Below are 18,541 nucleotides of genomic sequence, written 5' to 3'. Positions count from 1 at the left end.
TAAATATAAAAAATAGGAGGAAACTATGCAAATGAAAAGTACTAAAAGACATATTTCAATGGTTTCATTAGTTTTTCTAGTATTATTTTCAGTGCTGAATGTGTGGGCTCCAGTTATTCAAGCTGCTGTGATGAAAAGTCCAGTGGACGAAATTAATATTTCCCGTACTGATGGCACGACATCTGAACCGTATCAAGCCTCAGATGGTATGAAAGTAGAAGTGAAGTGGTCAGCTAAAGAAAAAATAAAAAGTGGAGATCAATTCACAATTGATATGCCAAAAGAGTTTCGAAAAGACCTTATGAATATGAGTTTTCCTTTAAAAGATGCTGAAGGAAAAACAGTTGGTACATGTGAGATGAAAAAGGGTCTATTAACGTGTACTATGGGGGATTACGTAGAAGGAAAGAATAACATTAAAGGTTCTTTATTCGTAGAATTCTACTTTGGTCTAGAAGCATATGATGGTGTTAAAGAAATTCCATTAGAATTTAACGTTGATGGTCAAATCGTCAATAAAGAAGTAAATGTAAGTAATACGACAGAGAGACCGAAGCCACAGCCCAATACAGATAATCTATTGAAATGGGGTTCTTATAATCAAGAAGATCCTTCGATTGCTGATTGGCTTGTATATGTAAATGCAACTGGAACAGAAATGCAAGATCTTAAATTAACAGATACATTAGGACCTGGGCATGAGTTAATTACAGACAGCGTAGTATTAGAAGAGGCTGTATTTGAAGATGGTTATGCACCAACAAATATTAAGCCAGCAGATTTATCTAACATTAAAATTAATGCAACAAAGGCTGGATTTACAATTGAGTTTCCAGACAGTTCAAAAGGTTATATTTTAAGATATAAAACAAAGATTACTAATCCTGCTGCAAAGCCTCATAAAAATACTGTGAAATTAGAAGGTAAAAATATTAAAACTGAAGAAAAAGTAGGACAAGTATTCGTAAGTGGTGGAGGGGGAACCGGTTCAGGTGACGATAATCCACCTAGTATTGAAAAAAATATAGTTGATGAGAATGGCAAGCTTGTAGAGAATGAGCAGCTAGCACAAATGGATCAAGTGATTCAATACCAAGTTGGTACACATATACCGAACGATCCTCCTAAATACACATCAATGGTAATTCGTGATGATTTAGAAGATGTTTTAGAAGTATTAGAGGCAAAAGTATATGATCAAAATGGCCAAGATATTACTTCTAAAGGGACGTTAAATATAGATAAACAAAGAAGTGAAGTAACATTTACGTTTGGTGAGAGTTTTGACTATAAGTCATATGAAGACCAGAGAATCAATCTTAGTATCAAGGCGAAAATTAAAAATAATGCAGACTTATCTTCTTACGTAGATAAGAAGATTCCTAATAAAGCGGAATTACATTTTGATAATAAAACATTAACATCAAAAGAAGTAACTATTACGCCGCCTGAAGCTCTAAAAGACGGTACAGTATCGATTCATAAAATAGATTCTGAGGATCTGAACAAAGGGTTAAAAGGTGCCGAATTTGAAGTTCGAAATAGTGCAAATGAAGTTGTTGCAAAACTGAAAACGGACGAAAAAGGTTTTTCAGTACCTCAAACTTTAGCTCCTGGAACGTATAAAGTTTATGAAACAGTAGCACCAGAAGGATATCAAAAATTAAAAGAACCAGTAGAGGTTACACTTCAAGCTGGAGAAACAAAAACAATTGAAATTAAAAATACTATGCAAAAGGGTCAAATTGAAGTAAAGAAAATTGATTCGGAAAATGGTGAAAAACCATTAGCAAATGCAGAGTTTGATATAGTAAAAGACGGTGTAGTAGTCGAACATATTGTTACAGATAAAGATGGTAAGGCAATCTCTAAACCGTTAGCACCAGGGAAATATATTTTAAAAGAAACGAAAGCGCCTGAAGGCTACCAATTAAAAGAAGCAGAGTTCGAAGTAAATGTAACAGGGGACGGCATATTCCCAATACAAGTGGAAAATGCAATGGTAGACAAAGGTAATATAGAAATTACAAAAGTGGACAAAGAAAACGGAGCAGTATTAGCGGGTGTCGAATTTGAAGTCCAAGATGAGAAAGATGAAGTAGTAAGAAAAGTAGTAACAGATAAAGATGGAAAAGCAAACGTTTCAGATCTATCAGTAGGAAAGTACAAATTAGTAGAGACAAAAAGCTTACCAGGTTATAAAAAGCTAACAGAACCAGTACCATTTGAAATAAAAAAAGGTATGACAAAAGCTTTAGCAATAAAAGTAGAAAATGAGCAGTTAGACAAAGGCTCAGTAGAAATTACAAAAATAGATAAAGATAGCCAAAAAGTACTAGAAGGCGTAGTCTTCGAAGTGCAAGATGAGCAAGGCAAAGTAGTAACAGAAGTAAAAACAGATAAAGATGGTAAAGCAAAAATCTCTGATTTATCAGTAGGGAAGTACAAATTAGTAGAGACGAAAAGTTTACCAGGCTACAAAAAGCTAACAGATTCAGTATCATTCGAAATTACAAAAGGTATGACAACAGTCCTATCGTTGAAAGTAGAAAATGAACAGTTAGATAAAGGTTCAGTAGAAATTACAAAAATAGATAAAGACAGCAAAAAAGCATTAAAAGGCGTAGTCTTTGAAGTGCAAGATGAAGCTGGAACAGTAGTAAAGGAAGTAAAAACAGATAAAGATGGTAAAGCAAAAATCTCAGATCTATCAGTAGGAAAGTACAAATTAGTAGAGAAAGAAAGTTTACCAGGCTATAAGAAATTAACAGAGCCAGTATCGTTTGAAATTACAAAAGGTATGACCGAGATCTTATCATTAAAAATAGAAAATGAAATGGTAGATACGGGAAATATAGAGATAACAAAGATAGATAAAGATAATAAAGCACCGTTAGCGGGAGTAACATTCATCGTACAAGATGAAAAGGGTAAGGAAGTTACGAAAGTAACGACAGATAAAGAAGGAAAAGCAAATGTTTCAGATTTACCTGTAGGAAAGTATGAATTAGTAGAGGTAGAAAGTTTACCTGGTTATAAAAAGTTAGAAAAACCAGTATCATTTGAAATTAAAAAAGGCATGACTGAGGTTCTATCATTAAAAGTAGAAAATGAAATGGTGGATACAGGGAATGTAGAGATAACAAAAATAGATAAAGATAGTAAAGCTCCATTAGAAAATGTTGTATTTGAAGTACGTGATTCAAAAGGAAAAGTAGTTGCGAAAGTAAAAACGGATAAAGAAGGAAAAGCAAACGTTTCAGATTTATCTATTGGAAAGTATGAGTTGGTAGAAGTAGAAACACCGGCAGGATACAAACCACTAGAAAAGCCAATTTCATTCGAAATTGAAAAGGGTAGAGTAACAGCATTACAATTGACTGTAGAAAATGAATTAGTGGATACAGGAAATGTAGAAATTACAAAAGTAGATAAAGAAAATAAAGATGCTTTAGCTGATGCAGTCTTTGAAATTCAAGATGAAGCAGGACAAGTAGTCGCTAAAATAACGACAGATAAAAAAGGACAAGCACAAGTTACTAATTTATCAGTCGGCACATACAAGTTAGTAGAAGTAAAAGCACCAAAAGGATATAAACAATTAGTAGATCCGATTACTTTCCAAATTGAAAAAGGTATGACAAAATCTCTTGTTTTAACAGTAGAAAACGAAATGTTAGACAAGGGAAATGTGGAAGTAACAAAAGTAGATAAAGATAGTCAAAAAGTATTAGAAGGCGTAGTCTTCGAAGTACAAGACGACAAAGGCAAAGTAGTAACAGAAGTAACGACAGATAAAGAAGGAAAAGCAAACGTTTCAGATCTATCAGTAGGAAAATACAATTTAGTAGAGATGAAGAGCTTACCAGGTTACAAAAAATTAACAGAACCAGTATCATTCGAGATCAAAAAAGGTATGACGAAAGTTTTATCATTGAAAGTAGAGAACGAACAGTTAGATAAAGGTTCAGTAGAGATTACAAAAGTGGACAAAGAAAGTGGCGCAGTATTAGCGGGCGTAACATTCGAAGTGCAAGATGAAAAAGGCAAAGTAGTAACAAAAGTAACGACAGATAAAGAAGGACAAGCAACAATTTCAGATTTATCAGTAGGAAAATATAAGCTAGTAGAGGTAGAAAGCTTACCAGGATATAAAAAACTAGCGAAACCAGTATCGTTTGAAATTAAAAAAGGTATGACAGAAGTTTTATCACTAAAAGTAGAGAATGAGCTAGTAGATAAAGGTTCAGTAGAAATTACAAAAGTGGACAAAGAAAGTGGCGCGTTATTAAAAGGCGTAACATTCGAAGTGCAAGATGAGCAAGGCAAAGTAGTAACAAAAGTAACAACAGATAAAGAAGGAAAAGCGAAAATTTCAGATCTATCTGTAGGGAATTACAAACTAGTAGAAGTAGAAAGCTTACCAGGCTACAAAAAGCTAACAGAGCCAGTATCATTCGAAATTAAAAAGGGTATGATAGAAGTCTTATCATTAAAAGTAGAGAATGAACAGTTAGACAAAGGTTCAGTAGAAATTACAAAAGTAGATAAAGATAGTCAAAAAGTATTAGAAGGCGTAGTCTTCGAAGTTCAAGACGACAAAGGCAAAGTAGTAACAGAAGTAACGACAGATAAAGAAGGAAAAGCAAACGTTTCAGATCTATCAGTAGGAAAATACAAATTAGTAGAGACGAAGAGCTTACCAGGTTACAAAAAGTTAACGGAACCAGTATCATTCGAAATCAAAAAAGGTATGACGAAAGTTTTATCATTGAAAGTAGAGAACGAACTGTTAGATAAAGGTTCAGTAGAAATTACAAAAGTAGACAAAGAAAGTGGCGCAGTATTAGCGGGCGTAACATTCGAAGTGCAAGATGAAAAAGGCAAAGTAGTAACAAAAATAACGACAGATAAAGAAGGAAAAGCAACAATTTCAGATTTACCAGTAGGAAAATATAAGCTAGTAGAGGTAGAAAGCTTACCAGGATATAAAAAACTAGCGAAACCAGTATCGTTTGAAATTAAAAAAGGTATGACAGAAGTTTTATCACTAAAAGTAGAGAACGAATTAGTAGATAAAGGCTCAGTAGAAATTACAAAAGTGGACAAAGAAAGTGGCGCGTTATTAAAAGGCGTAACATTCGAAGTGCAAGATGAAAAAGGCAAAGTAGTAACGAAAGTAAAAACAGATAAAGAAGGAAAAGCGAAAATTTCAGATCTATCTGTAGGAAATTACAAACTAGTAGAAGTAGAAAGCTTACCAGGCTACAAAAAGATAACAGAGCCAGTATCATTCGAAATTAAAAAAGGTATGATAGAAGTCTTATCATTAAAAGTAGAGAATGAACAGTTAGATAAAGGTTCAGTAGAAATCACAAAAGTAGATAAAGATAGTCAAAAAGCATTAGAAGGCGTAGTCTTCGAAGTACAAGACGACAAAGGCAAAGTAGTAACAGAAGTAAAAACAGATAAAAATGGTAAAGCAAAAATCTCAGACTTATCTGTAGGAAAGTACAAATTAGTAGAGAAAGAAAGCTTACCAGGCTACAAAAAATTAACAGAACCAGTATCGTTTGAAATTAAAAAAGGTATGCCAGAAGTTCTATCATTAAAAATAGAAAATGAAATGGTAGATACGGGAAATGTAGAAATTACAAAAATAGATAAAGATAATAAGGCACCGTTAGCAGGTGTAGTCTTTGAAGTACAAGACGACAAAGGCAAGGTAGTAACGAAAGTAACGACAGATAAAGCTGGAAAAGCAACAGTTTCAGATTTATCAGTAGGAAAGTACAAGCTAGTAGAAGTAGAGAGTTTACCAGGCTACAAAAAATTAGAAAAGCCTGTACCATTTGAAATTACAAAAGGTATGTCAAAATCTTTAGCGTTCACTGTAGAAAATGAAATGGTAGATACGGGGAATGTAGAAATCACAAAAATAGATAAAGACAGTAAAGCACCATTAGAAAATGTTGTATTTGAAGTACGTGACTCAAAAGGAAAAGTAGTTGCGAAAGTAACGACGGATAAAGAAGGAAAAGCAAACGTTTCAGATCTATCAGTAGGAAAATACAAATTAGTAGAGACGAAGAGCTTACCAGGTTACAAAAAGTTAACGGAACCAGTATCATTCGAAATTACAAAAGGTATGACAAAAGTCTTATCATTGAAAGTAGAGAACGAACAGTTAGACAAAGGTGCAGTGGAGATTACAAAAATGGCCGCTGAAAGCAAGGAAGTCTTATCAGGAGCTGTGTTTGAAGTTCATGATGAAAAGGGAAAAGTAGTAGTGAAAGTAACAACAGATAAAGATGGAAAGGCAAAAATCACAGATCTATCTGTAGGTAACTACACACTAGTAGAAGTAGAAGCACCAAAGGGATATGAAAAATTAACTAATCCAATTCCATTTGAAATTACAAATGGAATGATAAATGCAGTTCAATTAGAAGTATTAAACAAATTGAATCATTTAGCACCACCAGGTCCAGAAACACCAGATCCAGAAAAGCCTGGAACACCAGATCCGGAGAAACCTGGAACACCGAATCCAGAAAAGCCTGGAACACCGAATCCAGAAAAGCCTGGAACACCGAATCCAGAAAAGCCTGGAACACCAAATCCAGAAAAGCCAGGGACACCGAATCCAGAAAAGCCTGGAACACCAGATCCAGAGAAACCTGGAACACCAAATCCGGAAAAGCCTGAAAAAGAATTACCGAAGACAGGGCAGAAAATGCCTGTGGAACCATATATGGGAGCACTTCTTGTAATGATGAGTTTTGGGTTACTCGTATTAGGTAGAAAACAGCAGAGATAATAAAGGTGAAAAGGTATCCTCAAAGTATTTGAGGATACCTTTTTTAGCATAAAAAAAAGCATCTAGCAAAAGTACTAGATGCAAATAAAAACACAAGGGAAGACAAAATTCTTCCCTTTTCCCGTATGTAATTATATCAAAAAATTTATAAAAAACTAGCTATATTTAAAATATAATTTTTAAAAAAGTTATATACATAAATAATTGCAATACGCGCAGTTTTATCTTTCTGAAAAATCCATTTCTTTAATTTCGAATATTAAGACTAATGTTGATAAATCTTCAGATAATTAGAAAAAATAACCAAAAGGATATATAATATTGCTTAATAAATAATTTTAATGAATTACATATATTTCATTTGGTGTATTAATTGAATATCATAATTTTCAATTTTATTAAGCAAGAATCTCGGTTACTTATTGCATTTCTAACATAGGGTGAGATAGAAAAATACAATAGTGTGGAGGTTTTGATAATGACGTTTGTTCTTAGTAAAATGAATGGGTTTAGCATAGAAGAAAAGGTACATGAATTTGAATCTAAAGGATTCCTTGAAATCTCAAATGAAATCTTTTTACAAGAGGAAGAGAATCATCGTTTACTAACACAAGCACAGTTAGATTATTATAATTTGGAAGATGATGCGTACGGTGAATGCCGTGCTAGATCTTATTCAAGGTATATAAAGTATGTTGATTCACCAGATTATATTTTAGATAATAGTAATGATTACTTCCAATCTAAAGAATATAACTATGACGATGGCGGGAAAGTTAGACAGTTCAATAGCATAAATGATAGCTTTTTATGCAATCCTTTAATTCAAAATATCGTGCGTTTCGATACTGAATTTGCATTTAAAACAAATATAATAGATACAAGTAAAGACTTAATTATAGGTTTACATCAAGTAAGATATAAAGCTACTAAAGAAAGACCATCTTTTAGTTCACCTATTTGGTTACATAAAGATGATGAACCAGTAGTATTTTTACACCTTATGAATTTAAGTAATACAGCTATTGGTGGAGATAATTTAATAGCTAATTCTCCTCGGGAAATTAATCAGTTTATAAGTTTGAAGGAGCCTTTAGAAACTTTAGTATTTGGACAAAAGGTCTTCCATGCCGTAACGCCACTTGGAACAGAATGTAGTACGGAGGCTTTTCGTGATATTTTATTAGTAACATTTTCTTATAAGGAGACAAAATGAGAGAGAATAAAATAATTATGATTTCTGGAGCCAATAGCGGTATAGGTCATGCTTGTATAAAATACTTTTTAGAAAAATCATTTTATGTAATAGCGCTTGATATTAATAATAATAATTTAATAGATTATATGAAAACAGATATGCCTTTGAAAGTAGTGCAAATTGATTTAAGTAATAGCGAAGCGATTCATAATCTTTTTACTCAATTAGATTTAGAAAAGCTTTCTCCTGATATATTAATAAATGCAGCTGGTATTCGAGAGATAACACCTGTTTTACATTTATCCGATGATATGTTTAAAAAAGTAATTGATGTAAATTTAGTAGCCCCATTTATCCTTTCTAGGGAAGTAGCTAAGCGATGGTGTGAATCGAAAATAAAAGGTTGTATTGTGAATATAGCATCGGTTTCTGGATTAATGGCTGAACCAGAGCGAGCTGCTTATGTTGCATCAAAGCATGCTTTAATCGGATTGACTAAACAGATGGCTATGGAATTTGGGAAGCAAAATATAAGGGTAAATAGCATTTCTCCCGGTGTTATTAGAACTGAACTTACAGAAGAATACTTTAGTAATAAAGCCTTGATGTCTATGATAAAAAGTAATCAATCTTTAGATACTTGGGGGTTGCCGCAGGATATTGTTTCATGTATTGAGTACTTGATTTCTGATCAGGCCCGCTTTATTACTGGTTCTAATTTTGTAATTGATGGTGGTTGGACTGCTGGGAAAAATTTATAATTGAGTGTTTTTGAGGAAAAGCACCTGTCCTTTTTTTAGGCTGGTGTTTTTCTCACTATAAACCGAGTTTTTATTGGAGGGGGATTAATTTGCTTCAAAAGAGTTTTAAGCAAGAGAAAACGGTACCGGCCTTAAAGATGATAGCATCAATGGTTATCTTTGGATCAGTTGGATTTTTTTCTGTTCAAACAAACTTACCTTCGTTTGAATTAGTGTTTGTAAGGTGTATTTTTGCGACAATATTTTTAAGTGTATGCTGGTTGCTTACAGGGCAATATAAACAAGATAAATGGGAACGAAAAGAAGTTATTCAAGTTTTAATATGTGGCTTTTTCTTAGTATTTAATTGGGTTTTCTTATTTAAAGCCTTTGAAAATATGTCAGTTACCATTGCTATCTCAGTTTATCATCTTGCACCAGTAATTGTACTGTTAATTGGAAGTATCGTCTTTAAAGAAAAATTAACATTCATATCTATCATTTCAATAATTGTGTGTTTTGCAGGAGCTTTATTAATTGCTGGTATTGATGGAAGCTTCTCTGTCGGCTCATTAATGTCTTCAGGTATGATATGGGGATTTCTTGCGGCTCTCTTTTATGCATTTACAACTTTATTTGGTAAAGGGATTAACAAAATGAGTGCGTATGCAATGACATTTTTACAAACATTCTTGGGGATATTTCTTTTAATACCATTTATAGATTTAGATGCTTTTAGTGGCCTCACTCAAAGTAATTGGACATATATTATAGCTACTGGTTTTATTCACACAGGGATAGTATATTATCTGTTTTTTGATAGTTTACGCTATTTATCTACAAAAACTATCTCAATATTAGTTTTTTTAGATCCGGCAGTGGCAATATTATTAGATACTGTACTTACTGGATTCCGTCCAACTTTAATGCAAATAACAGGAATTCTTTTTATTTTTATTGGCATGACTTTAACATTAAAAAAATCTAAAGATAAAAAACTAAGCCAAAAAGAAAAGCGAATTGAAAGCGATGCTAGTATATCTCAACAATAATGAAATATATTGTGTATAAAAAGATAAACCTTGCATGAATCATGTAAGGTTTATTTTAGTTCAATATAATTCATATTTATAATACATAATTTTCAAAACTGAGGTATGTGTTTCTTTAATATGCTTTTGATTCAACTATTTTTATTTGACTATAAATTTACAAAAATGTATATAAAACCTTATTTTTTGATAATATATAAGTAATAAATTCATAGAATTGGAGTGATGAGATGCAGCCGTTAGAAAGGGAGATTCATTCTAATATGCTGAAAGTGTGGAGGACGCACGCTTTAATTGGGGCGGCAGTTATACTAACAGTCGTAATTGCGTATTTCTTTTTTATGATTAACTTTAACTGGTGGGGCTGGTTGTTTGGACTGTTAGTAACAGGAGCTATTACATTTATTCCACTTGATTATTTTGTGTTTCCAAATTTACGTCAGCGCTATTATAGTTACAGATTAAATGAAGAAGAGATTGAGATTCAAAAGGGAATGTTCGTTGTAAAACGCGTACTTATTCCGATGATCCGTGTGCAGCACGTAACGATTGAGCAAGGGCCGATCATGAGAAAGTATAATTTAGCAGAATTACATATTTCAACAGCCGCAACTTCTCATAGTATTCCAGGTTTAACGAAAGAAGAAGCAGAACAGCTGAAAAGACAAATTGGAGAACTTGCGAAAGTGAGTGATGAGGATGTATAAGAGGCAACATCCGATTACGATATTGTTAGGTATTAGGATTGCGAGTTTGTTGCCACTTATTATTCTTGTTTTATTTAAACCTGATGAACAAGTGGAACCTTGGTATTTATTTTATCTTTTTCTTCTGGTTGTTTTATTCATCATGGCTATTTTTTCAGCAATTAAATGGTATTTTAAAGTGTACTGGATTGAGAATAATATTTTACATATAAAGCACGGTGTTTTTGTAAAGAAGGAAAGCTATTTAAATAAAGAGCGTGTACAAAATATTAGTACGTCTTCTAACATCATTTATCAAATGCTCGGACTTATGAAGTTAAATATAGAAGTAGCCGGTGGTGGTAATGAACCAGAAGTGATGTTGGCTGGTATTAAAGAAGACGAGGCAAAACATTTAATTTCTTTATTACATAAGAAAGAAACTACTGTAAAAGAAGAAATAGAAGAGGAAGAAAGCAAGACGGTTTATCAGTTAACAGCGAAAGAGGTTTTAGCCGCAGCGATTACATCTGGTCGGTTCGGACTAGTGTTCTCTGGACTAGTACTTCTTTACACAAAGTTTGATTTTGTTCTTCCTGAAGGATTCACAAGTAAAGTAGAAGCGTATGTGATGGGAAACGGTGTTTATAAACTAATTGTAATTGCATTAATTTTAATGGCAATTTCGTGGATTATTTCCACGACTGGATATGTGTTGAAATATGCAAACTTTAAAATTGAGCGAAAAGGGGAAGAGATTCGTATCGTTCAAGGATTATTTGAAAAGAAAGAGTTTGTCTTAAAATTGCACCGCATTCAAGCGATTACTGTAAAAGAAGGTATGCTTCGCCAGCCGTTTGGCTATTGTGCTGTTGAAGTGGAAGCAATTCAAAGTATTGGAGCAGCAAGTAACGAAGTAATGTTGCATCCATTTATGAAGAAAAAAGATGTACAGCACCTGATCACATATTTAGAGTTACCATATGAAATCGAAGCGGAGATCGTTCACTTACCAAAAACAGCGTTGCGTCGTTATTTCATTATGGGCTGGTTAATAAGTATCATACTCACAGTTCTAATTGCCAGCGTGAGTATATATTTTAAACAATATATTGCGTTGTTTGTTATTTTACCGTTATTTATCGTGTTTTCGTTACTTGCGTATGCTAGATATAAAAGTGGCGGTTATGAATTAAGAGAAAATCAACTAACGGTTGTATATCGTAATTTTTCGAAATATACAGGAATAATGCGAAGAAGACATGTTCAAGCAGTAGGTTATAATCAATCGTATTTTCAAAGAAAAGATGAATTATGTACAACTCTTGTAGCGGTAGCTGGGCGGGGTTATGAAGTAAAGCATATGAGAAAAAAAGATTCACTCCGTATATATAATTGGTACAAAGAAAAAGGAAACACCGGTGTGTAATGGTGTTTCCTTTTTGTTATTAAATGGATATCTTTAGTCGAATCGTTGATATATTTCAAGATATGATAGATATATTCGGAAAATCGTTGATATATTTCAAGATGTGATAGATATATTCGGAAAATCGTTGATATATTCAAAGATATGATAGATATATTCGGAAAATCGTTAATATAATTTCACGTACTGTTAGTGTTGTATTATGTTTTAATTAAACTAACACATCAAAAGTAGTCACAAAAGATGGACGAGAGAAAATACTCTTTTGCTGTTCCGCATGTGGATGCGCTGGAGCTTGTCCTTCTGCTTGCGTGGGACGTTTTTTATGAGCGTTTTCGAATGAACGTGATTCTGTCCAGTCTTTAAAGTTTTGCTCTGTTTCCCACATCGTTAAGATGACGTATGTATCGTTACTTAATGGACGTAGAACACGGATTGCTTGGAATCCTGGTTCGTTTTCAATAAGGCCTGCGCGGTTTTTAAAGCGGTTTTCAAATACTGGGCGACCTTCGTCTGTGACAGAAATGTTGTTACAAACGATATAGCCAGGTTGTCCTTTAAATTCACCGACAGCATCTAGTACATCATATTGAAGTGAACCTTCTACAGATTCTTCTGTATTTTCTTTATAAAACATATTTTTTTCATCATTTTTTGCAGTGAAATGTGCTTGTTCTAGAGGTGTTTCGTATGAAATAATAGCCTTCATTTTAATGCCCCCCTTAATAGTTTGTTTCTATTATATCAACTCTCTTAAAAAACTTCGAAGATTATATACATAAAGATACTTCTTTTTCAAATAATAAATGTACCATCATTTGGAAAGAAGGACGATGTATGAAGAAAGTAAAGTGGACTTTATTAGGCGGCGTCGCAACGTTCGTAGTAGCGATTGTACTCTATAAACTTATCGTGTTAGCTGGTGGCTATATGATGGATGAAAAGCAGCTCGTTTTCCACTCTTCATCACGTATCGTTGACCAGAAAGGGAAAGAAATTACGAAATTATACGTAGAAAATAGAGAGCTCGTACCAATCGAGCAAATTCCGAAGTATGTGCAGCAGGCGTTTGTTGCGGTGGAAGATTCTCGTTTTTATGAGCATCAAGGGATTGATTATCCGTCTATATTCCGTGCTCTTTATAAAGATACGTTAGCTGGAGAAAAGGTAGAGGGCGGTAGTACCATTACGCAGCAACTCGCTAAAAACGTCTTTTTAACTCGTGAAAAAACATTTACGCGCAAATTGAAGGAAGTCGCAATTTCTCTTCAATTAGAGCAAAAATATACGAAGCAACAAATTCTTGAAATGTATATGAATCATATTTATTTTGGTCATGGGGCTTACGGCATTCAAGCGGCAGCAAAGTTGTATTTTAATAAAAATGTTGAGGATTTAACAGTAGAGGAAGGGGCAATGCTTGCAGGCCTTCCGAAGTCACCAAACGGATATTCACCGTACTATTCTGCAGAGAAGAGTAAGGAACGCCGTGATCTAGTGTTGTCACTTATGCATAAACAAGGCTATTTGACTGCAGAAGAAAGCGTTCGTTATCAAGGGAAGACAATTGCTCTATATAAAAATTTAGATGAGAATGAGCTTGCATATATGCCGTATATTGATATGGTCATAGATGAAGCCGCTCGTTTATACGGATTGTCTCATCAAGAAGTACTTCGCGGAGGATATACGTTTGTCGTACCTATGGATGAAAAGATTCAAAAGGTAGCATATAACCAGTTTCAAGATGCAAGGAATTTCCCTGGGAAAGAAGAGGGGGCGCAAGGTGCTTTCTTATTAATGGATAATCGTACGGGAGGGATTAAAGCGGCGATTGGGGGAAGAAAGTACGTCCCGAGAGGATTTAATCGTGTTTTTGCCAAAAGGCAGCCTGGATCTGTTTTAAAACCACTTATCGTTTATGCACCAGCACTAGAAACGAAAAAGTATAATCCGTATTCTTTATTAACGAATGAAAGAAATTCTTTTGAAGGGTATGAACCTCGAAATTATAATCATGAGTATTCAAAAGAAATGACGATGTATGATGCGATTTTAGAGTCGGCAAATGTACCGGCAGTTTCTTTATTAAATGAGTTAGGGGTAGAAGAAGGAAAGCAATATTTAGAAAAAGGAAATGTTCATATTGCAGATGCTGGTTTAAGTACAGCGCTTGGCGGATTGAAAAATGGCGTTTCAACATTTGATCTTGTAAAAATGTATCGTTCATTTTTAGCAAATGGAAATATTATCGAGCCGCACGTTATTGATAAAGTATTAAATAGACACGGTGCAGTCATTGGGGAATCTCCAAAAGTAGAGACAAAAATCTTCTCGAAGCAGACAGCATGGTATATGACGAAAATGTTAGAAGGAGTTGTGAAGGAAGGAACAGCAAGAGTTGGTGTATATAACGGTGCGTTAGCTGGAAAAACGGGTACAACTTCATTGCCAAATGACGATAAGGGAGCAAGAGATATGTGGTTCGTTGGTTATACACCGAACTTAGTAGGCGCTGTTTGGATTGGTTATGACCGTACGGATAAGGAGCATCAGTTGCAAGGAGAAAGCGCATCTGCGACAAAATTGTTTAAGAAAATTTTAACGAAGGCTAATGTAGAACATAAAGAGAAGTTTATGAAGCCTGAAGGTGTGGAAACAATCGGCGCTCCGATTCGGCTGCGCAAAATTGAAGATGTAAAAATGAAACTATCATTTAGCCCTTTCGGTTTATTTAAAGCAAAATTAAGCTGGACGCCACTTCCAGATAACAGAATTATGTACCGAATCTATAGAGTGGAGAACGGAATTCATACGCATGTTAGCACTGTAAATGGTGCTGGGGAATATGAGGAAAAATTCGTTAACATATTTTCAAAACCGAGCTTTTACGTTGTACCATATAATACACAAACGAATCGTGAAGGAGAAAAGTCAAAAGTAGCTAAACCATAGTTTTTCTCTGTGTTATAATAAGAATGTTGTGAAAATAGTAAGCGTTTTTAAGAGTGTTTGTGTCAATTTAATGAACAACGTACATAATATTATGCATTTTGTTTTTACAAGCTGTATAGTAAAAAAAGATAAATATCGAACGTATTCGAAGCATTGGTAAGGAAGGGAGCAAGGGTCTTGGTAAGAACTATAAATGAGACATTTTTAAAAGCATGTAGGGGGGAACGTACCGATTATGTACCAGCATGGTATATGCGTCAAGCAGGTCGTTCACAGCCGGAATATAGAAAGATTAAAGAAAAGTATTCTTTATTTGAAATTACACACAATCCGGAGTTATGTGCTTACGTTACAAAATTGCCGGTTGATCAGTATAACGTAGACGCAGCAATTCTTTATAAAGATATTATGTCACCACTACCTGCAATTGGTGTGGACGTAGAAATTAAATCAGGTATTGGCCCAGTTATTGATAATCCAATCCGTTCTTTACAAGACGTAGAAAAACTAGGGGAAATCAATCCAGAAGATGACGTACCGTACATACTAGATACAATTCGTTTATTAACGACAGAAATGTTAGACGTACCGTTAATCGGTTTTTCAGGAGCTCCATTTACATTAGCGAGCTATATGATTGAAGGCGGTCCATCTCGTAACTACCATAATACGAAAGCGTTCATGTATGCAGAGCCGAAAGCTTGGTTCGCTTTAATGGATAAACTAGCAGATATGGTTATTACATATTTAAAAGCGCAAATTAACGCAGGAGCAAAAGCAGTTCAAATTTTCGATTCTTGGGTTGGAACAGTAAATGTAGCGGATTATCGCGTATTTATTAAACCAGCAATGGAGCGTATTTTTGCAGAAGTTCGTAAGATGGGTGTTCCAATGATTATGCACGGCGTAGGAGCTGCACACTTAGTGAATGAGTGGCACGACTTACCGCTTGATGTAGTCGGCTTAGACTGGCGCTTACCGATTGAAGAAGCACGTGCACGGGGCGTTCATAAGGCGGTACAAGGTAATATGGACCCTTCATTCTTACTTGCACCATGGTCTGTTATTGAAGAACATGTAAAAGGTATTTTAGATCAAGGGATGAAACAGCCGGGTTATATCTTTAACCTAGGTCACGGTGTATTCCCAGAAGTAAATCCAGATACATTAAAACGTTTAACTACATTTATTCATGAATACTCTAAAGGGCAGTTAGCGAAGTAAAGGAGCATTGCTGTATGAAAAAGAAAATTGGTTTGCTTGTAATGGCATACGGAACGCCATATAAAGAAGAAGATATTGAACGTTACTATACACATATTCGCAGAGGAAGAAAGCCAAGTCCTGAAATGCTGGAAGATTTAACAGAGCGTTACCGTGCAATTGGTGGTATTTCTCCTTTAGCTACTATTACATTAGAGCAAGCTAAGAAGTTAGAACAGCGTTTAAATGAAGTACAAGATGAAGTAGAGTACCATATGTATCTTGGCTTAAAACATATTGAACCGTTTATTGAAGATGCAGTGAAAGATATGCATAACGACGGAATACAAGATGCAATCGCACTTGTTCTTGCACCTCACTATTCTACGTTTAGCGTGAAATCATACGTTGGACGAGCACAAGAAGAAGCTGAGAAACTTGGAAACTTAACAATTCATGGCATTGATAGCTGGTATAAAGAGCCGAAATTCATCCAGTACTGGGTCGATGCAGTGAAAGGTATATATAACGGTATGTCAGATGCAGAGCGTGAAAAAGCAGTATTAATCGTATCTGCACATAGCTTACCAGAGAAAATTATTGCAATGGGCGATCCATATCCAGATCAATTAAATGAAACAGCGGACTATATCGCGCGCGGAGCTGAAGTAGCAAACTATGCAGTAGGCTGGCAAAGTGCAGGAAACACACCAGATCCTTGGATTGGTCCAGATGTACAAGATTTAACGAGAGAACTAAATGAAAAGCACGGTTATACTTCATTCGTATATGCACCAGTTGGATTTGTTGCGGAACATTTAGAAGTTTTATATGACAACGACTTTGAGTGTAAAGTTGTAACGGATGAAATTGGTGCAAAATATTATCGTCCAGAAATGCCAAATGCATCGGAGGCATTTATTGATTGTTTAACAGATGTTGTATTAAAGAAAAAAGAATCTGTACTGTAAGAAGAAAGGAGGAGCCTGCTTGAGGAAAAAAGTTGTGATCGTCGGCGGAGGCATCACTGGATTAACAGCAATGTATAACTTACAAAAAAATATTCATGAAAAAAACTTGCCGATTGATACATTACTTATAGAAGCATCGGGTAAACTTGGCGGAAAAATTCAAACCGTTCGAAAAGATGGATTTACAATTGAGCGCGGACCAGATTCTTTCTTAGCACGAAAAGAAAGTGCAGCTAGATTAGTGAAAGAATTAGGTCTTGGCGATGAACTTGTAAATAATCAAGCCGGTCAATCATTTATCCTTGTAAACAATCGGTTACATAAAATGCCGAATGGATCAATGATGGGAATTCCAACGCAAATTACGCCGTTTCTATTTTCCGGGCTGTTCTCCCCAATTGGTAAACTAAGAGCTGGCTTTGATCTATTAATGCCGAGGTCAAAGCCAGTATCTGACCAATCACTCGGACAATTTTTCAGACATCGTCTTGGAAACGAAGTGGTTGAAAACTTAATAGAGCCGTTACTATCGGGTATTTATGCAGGGGATATTGATGAAATGAGCTTAATGTCAACATTCCCGCAAATGTATCAAATTGAGCAGAAACATCGCAGTATTTCACTCGGTATGCGTACGCTCGCTCCGAAAGAAGAGAAAGCTGAACCGAAAAAAGGAATCTTCCAAACAGTGAAAACAGGTTTAGAATCTATCGTAGAATCTCTCGAAGCAAAGATGCATGAAGGTACGATAATAAAGGGAACTCGCATTGAAAAAGTTGCAAAACAGGGTGATGGTTATACGATTACTCTTAGTAACGGAAAAGAAATAGAAGCGGACGCCATCGTAGTGGCAACTTCGCATAAAGTATTGCCGTCCATGTTTGCTCAGTACAAGCAGTTTCGTTTCTTCCGTAATATTCCAGCCACATCCGTTGCGAATGTGGCACTTGCTTTCCAAAAGTCTGCAATCCAGCGCGATATTAATGGTACAGGATTTGTCGTATCACGAAATAGCGATTACACCATTACAGCATGTACGTGGACGCATAAAAAATGGCCACATACAACGCCAGAAGGAAAAACACTCCTTCGCTGTTACGTTGGACGTGCTGGTGATGAAGCGGTTGTAGAACAAACTGAAGAAGAACTCGTTCAGCTCGTACTAGAAGATTTAAGGAAGACGATGGATATTACAGAGGATCCAGAGTTTACAATCGTAAGTCGCTGGAAAGAAGCGATGCCTCAATATACAGTAGGCCATAACGAGCGAATGAAAAAGCTCACAACATTTATGGAGAAAGAGTTGCCAGGTATATACTTGGCAGGTAGCTCCTATGCTGGTGCTGGACTTCCAGACTGTATGAATCAAGGTGAGGAAGCTGCAAAGCGTGTATTATCTCATTTGGAGAAAGTAATAGATGCTGAATTAATCGCACAATAAATTATAAGAAACGCCTTCAATCATATTGAAGGCGTTTCGTTTATTA

At 35.0% G+C, this 18,541-nt stretch carries 11 protein-coding genes; 10 read left to right on the top strand and 1 reads right to left on the bottom strand.

Annotation, left to right across the window (positions count from 1 at the left end):
* Positions 1 to 25: 25 nt before the first annotated feature.
* The 6 genes from ACTFSL_RS03835 (at position 26) to ACTFSL_RS03810 (ending at position 11,925) form a co-directional block, all read left to right on the top strand.
* Positions 26 to 6,820, top strand: coding sequence for a SpaA isopeptide-forming pilin-related protein (locus ACTFSL_RS03835; protein ID WP_440041190.1), 6,795 nt, complete (start codon positions 26 to 28; stop codon positions 6,818 to 6,820).
* A 478-nt stretch (positions 6,821 to 7,298) separates the two neighbouring features.
* Positions 7,299 to 8,036, top strand: a complete 738-nt coding sequence (locus tag ACTFSL_RS03830; RefSeq protein WP_000144813.1) for a 2OG-Fe dioxygenase family protein — start codon at positions 7,299 to 7,301, stop codon at positions 8,034 to 8,036.
* The gene (locus tag ACTFSL_RS03825) at positions 8,033 to 8,779 is read left to right on the top strand and encodes an SDR family NAD(P)-dependent oxidoreductase (protein WP_001208949.1); all 747 of its coding nucleotides are present in this window, start codon (positions 8,033 to 8,035) and stop codon (positions 8,777 to 8,779) included. Before ACTFSL_RS03830 ends, ACTFSL_RS03825 begins: the two co-directional genes overlap by 4 nt.
* 89 nt (positions 8,780 to 8,868) lie before the next feature.
* Complete coding sequence (locus tag ACTFSL_RS03820) at positions 8,869 to 9,810, top strand: DMT family transporter (protein ID WP_000939625.1); 942 nt, start codon at positions 8,869 to 8,871, stop codon at positions 9,808 to 9,810.
* A 230-nt stretch (positions 9,811 to 10,040) separates the two neighbouring features.
* A complete protein-coding gene (locus tag ACTFSL_RS03815; protein WP_440041188.1) occupies positions 10,041 to 10,517 on the top strand; it encodes a PH domain-containing protein in 477 nt (158 codons plus the stop codon).
* Positions 10,510 to 11,925 carry a PH domain-containing protein gene (locus ACTFSL_RS03810; RefSeq protein WP_440041187.1) on the top strand — a complete coding sequence of 472 codons (1,416 nt, stop codon included), beginning with the start codon at positions 10,510 to 10,512 and terminating at the stop codon, positions 11,923 to 11,925. The genes ACTFSL_RS03815 and ACTFSL_RS03810 overlap by 8 nt, the downstream gene beginning before the upstream one ends.
* 211 nt (positions 11,926 to 12,136) lie before the next feature.
* On the opposite strand, the gene hmoB is transcribed toward ACTFSL_RS03810, so the two are convergent.
* Positions 12,137 to 12,634: a heme-degrading monooxygenase HmoB gene (gene hmoB / locus ACTFSL_RS03805; RefSeq protein WP_000644062.1), complete on the bottom strand. Its 498-nt coding sequence runs from the start codon at positions 12,632 to 12,634 to the stop codon at positions 12,137 to 12,139.
* A gap of 128 nt (positions 12,635 to 12,762) precedes the next feature.
* On the opposite strand from hmoB, the gene ACTFSL_RS03800 reads away from it, so the two are divergent.
* The 4 genes from ACTFSL_RS03800 (at position 12,763) to hemY (ending at position 18,495) form a co-directional block, all read left to right on the top strand.
* Complete coding sequence (locus ACTFSL_RS03800; RefSeq protein WP_000756300.1) at positions 12,763 to 14,880, top strand: transglycosylase domain-containing protein; 2,118 nt, start codon at positions 12,763 to 12,765, stop codon at positions 14,878 to 14,880.
* A 177-nt stretch (positions 14,881 to 15,057) separates the two neighbouring features.
* Positions 15,058 to 16,104, top strand: a complete 1,047-nt coding sequence (hemE, locus tag ACTFSL_RS03795; RefSeq protein ID WP_000252605.1) for a uroporphyrinogen decarboxylase — start codon at positions 15,058 to 15,060, stop codon at positions 16,102 to 16,104.
* 14 nt (positions 16,105 to 16,118) lie between these two features.
* The gene (gene hemH / locus ACTFSL_RS03790) at positions 16,119 to 17,054 is read left to right on the top strand and encodes a ferrochelatase (protein ID WP_000726801.1); all 936 of its coding nucleotides are present in this window, start codon (positions 16,119 to 16,121) and stop codon (positions 17,052 to 17,054) included.
* A gap of 19 nt (positions 17,055 to 17,073) precedes the next feature.
* Positions 17,074 to 18,495: a protoporphyrinogen oxidase gene (gene hemY / locus ACTFSL_RS03785; protein WP_001228097.1), complete on the top strand. Its 1,422-nt coding sequence runs from the start codon at positions 17,074 to 17,076 to the stop codon at positions 18,493 to 18,495.
* The last annotated feature ends 46 nt before the right edge of the window (positions 18,496 to 18,541 follow it).

This window comes from Bacillus cereus group sp. MYBK108-1 (assembly GCF_051917185.1).
In the GTDB taxonomy this organism is placed as follows: Bacteria; Bacillota; Bacilli; order Bacillales; family Bacillaceae_G; genus Bacillus_A; species Bacillus_A cereus.
This window is presented reverse-complemented; position numbering and strand designations above follow the sequence as displayed.

What these genes read in the sequence shown, in the direction of transcription:
- ACTFSL_RS03815 (WP_440041188.1), top strand. Translation starts at nt 10,041, where the DNA reads ATGCAGCCGTTAGAAAGGGAGATTCATTCTAATATGCTGAAAGTGTGG.
- ACTFSL_RS03835 (WP_440041190.1), top strand. Translation starts at nt 26, where the DNA reads ATGCAAATGAAAAGTACTAAAAGACATATTTCAATGGTTTCATTAGTT.
- hmoB (WP_000644062.1), bottom strand. Translation starts at nt 12,634, where the DNA reads ATGAAGGCTATTATTTCATACGAAACACCTCTAGAACAAGCACATTTC.
- ACTFSL_RS03800 (WP_000756300.1), top strand. Translation starts at nt 12,763, where the DNA reads ATGAAGAAAGTAAAGTGGACTTTATTAGGCGGCGTCGCAACGTTCGTA.
- ACTFSL_RS03830 (WP_000144813.1), top strand. Translation starts at nt 7,299, where the DNA reads ATGACGTTTGTTCTTAGTAAAATGAATGGGTTTAGCATAGAAGAAAAG.
- ACTFSL_RS03825 (WP_001208949.1), top strand. Translation starts at nt 8,033, where the DNA reads ATGAGAGAGAATAAAATAATTATGATTTCTGGAGCCAATAGCGGTATA.
- hemH (WP_000726801.1), top strand. Translation starts at nt 16,119, where the DNA reads ATGAAAAAGAAAATTGGTTTGCTTGTAATGGCATACGGAACGCCATAT.
- ACTFSL_RS03810 (WP_440041187.1), top strand. Translation starts at nt 10,510, where the DNA reads ATGTATAAGAGGCAACATCCGATTACGATATTGTTAGGTATTAGGATT.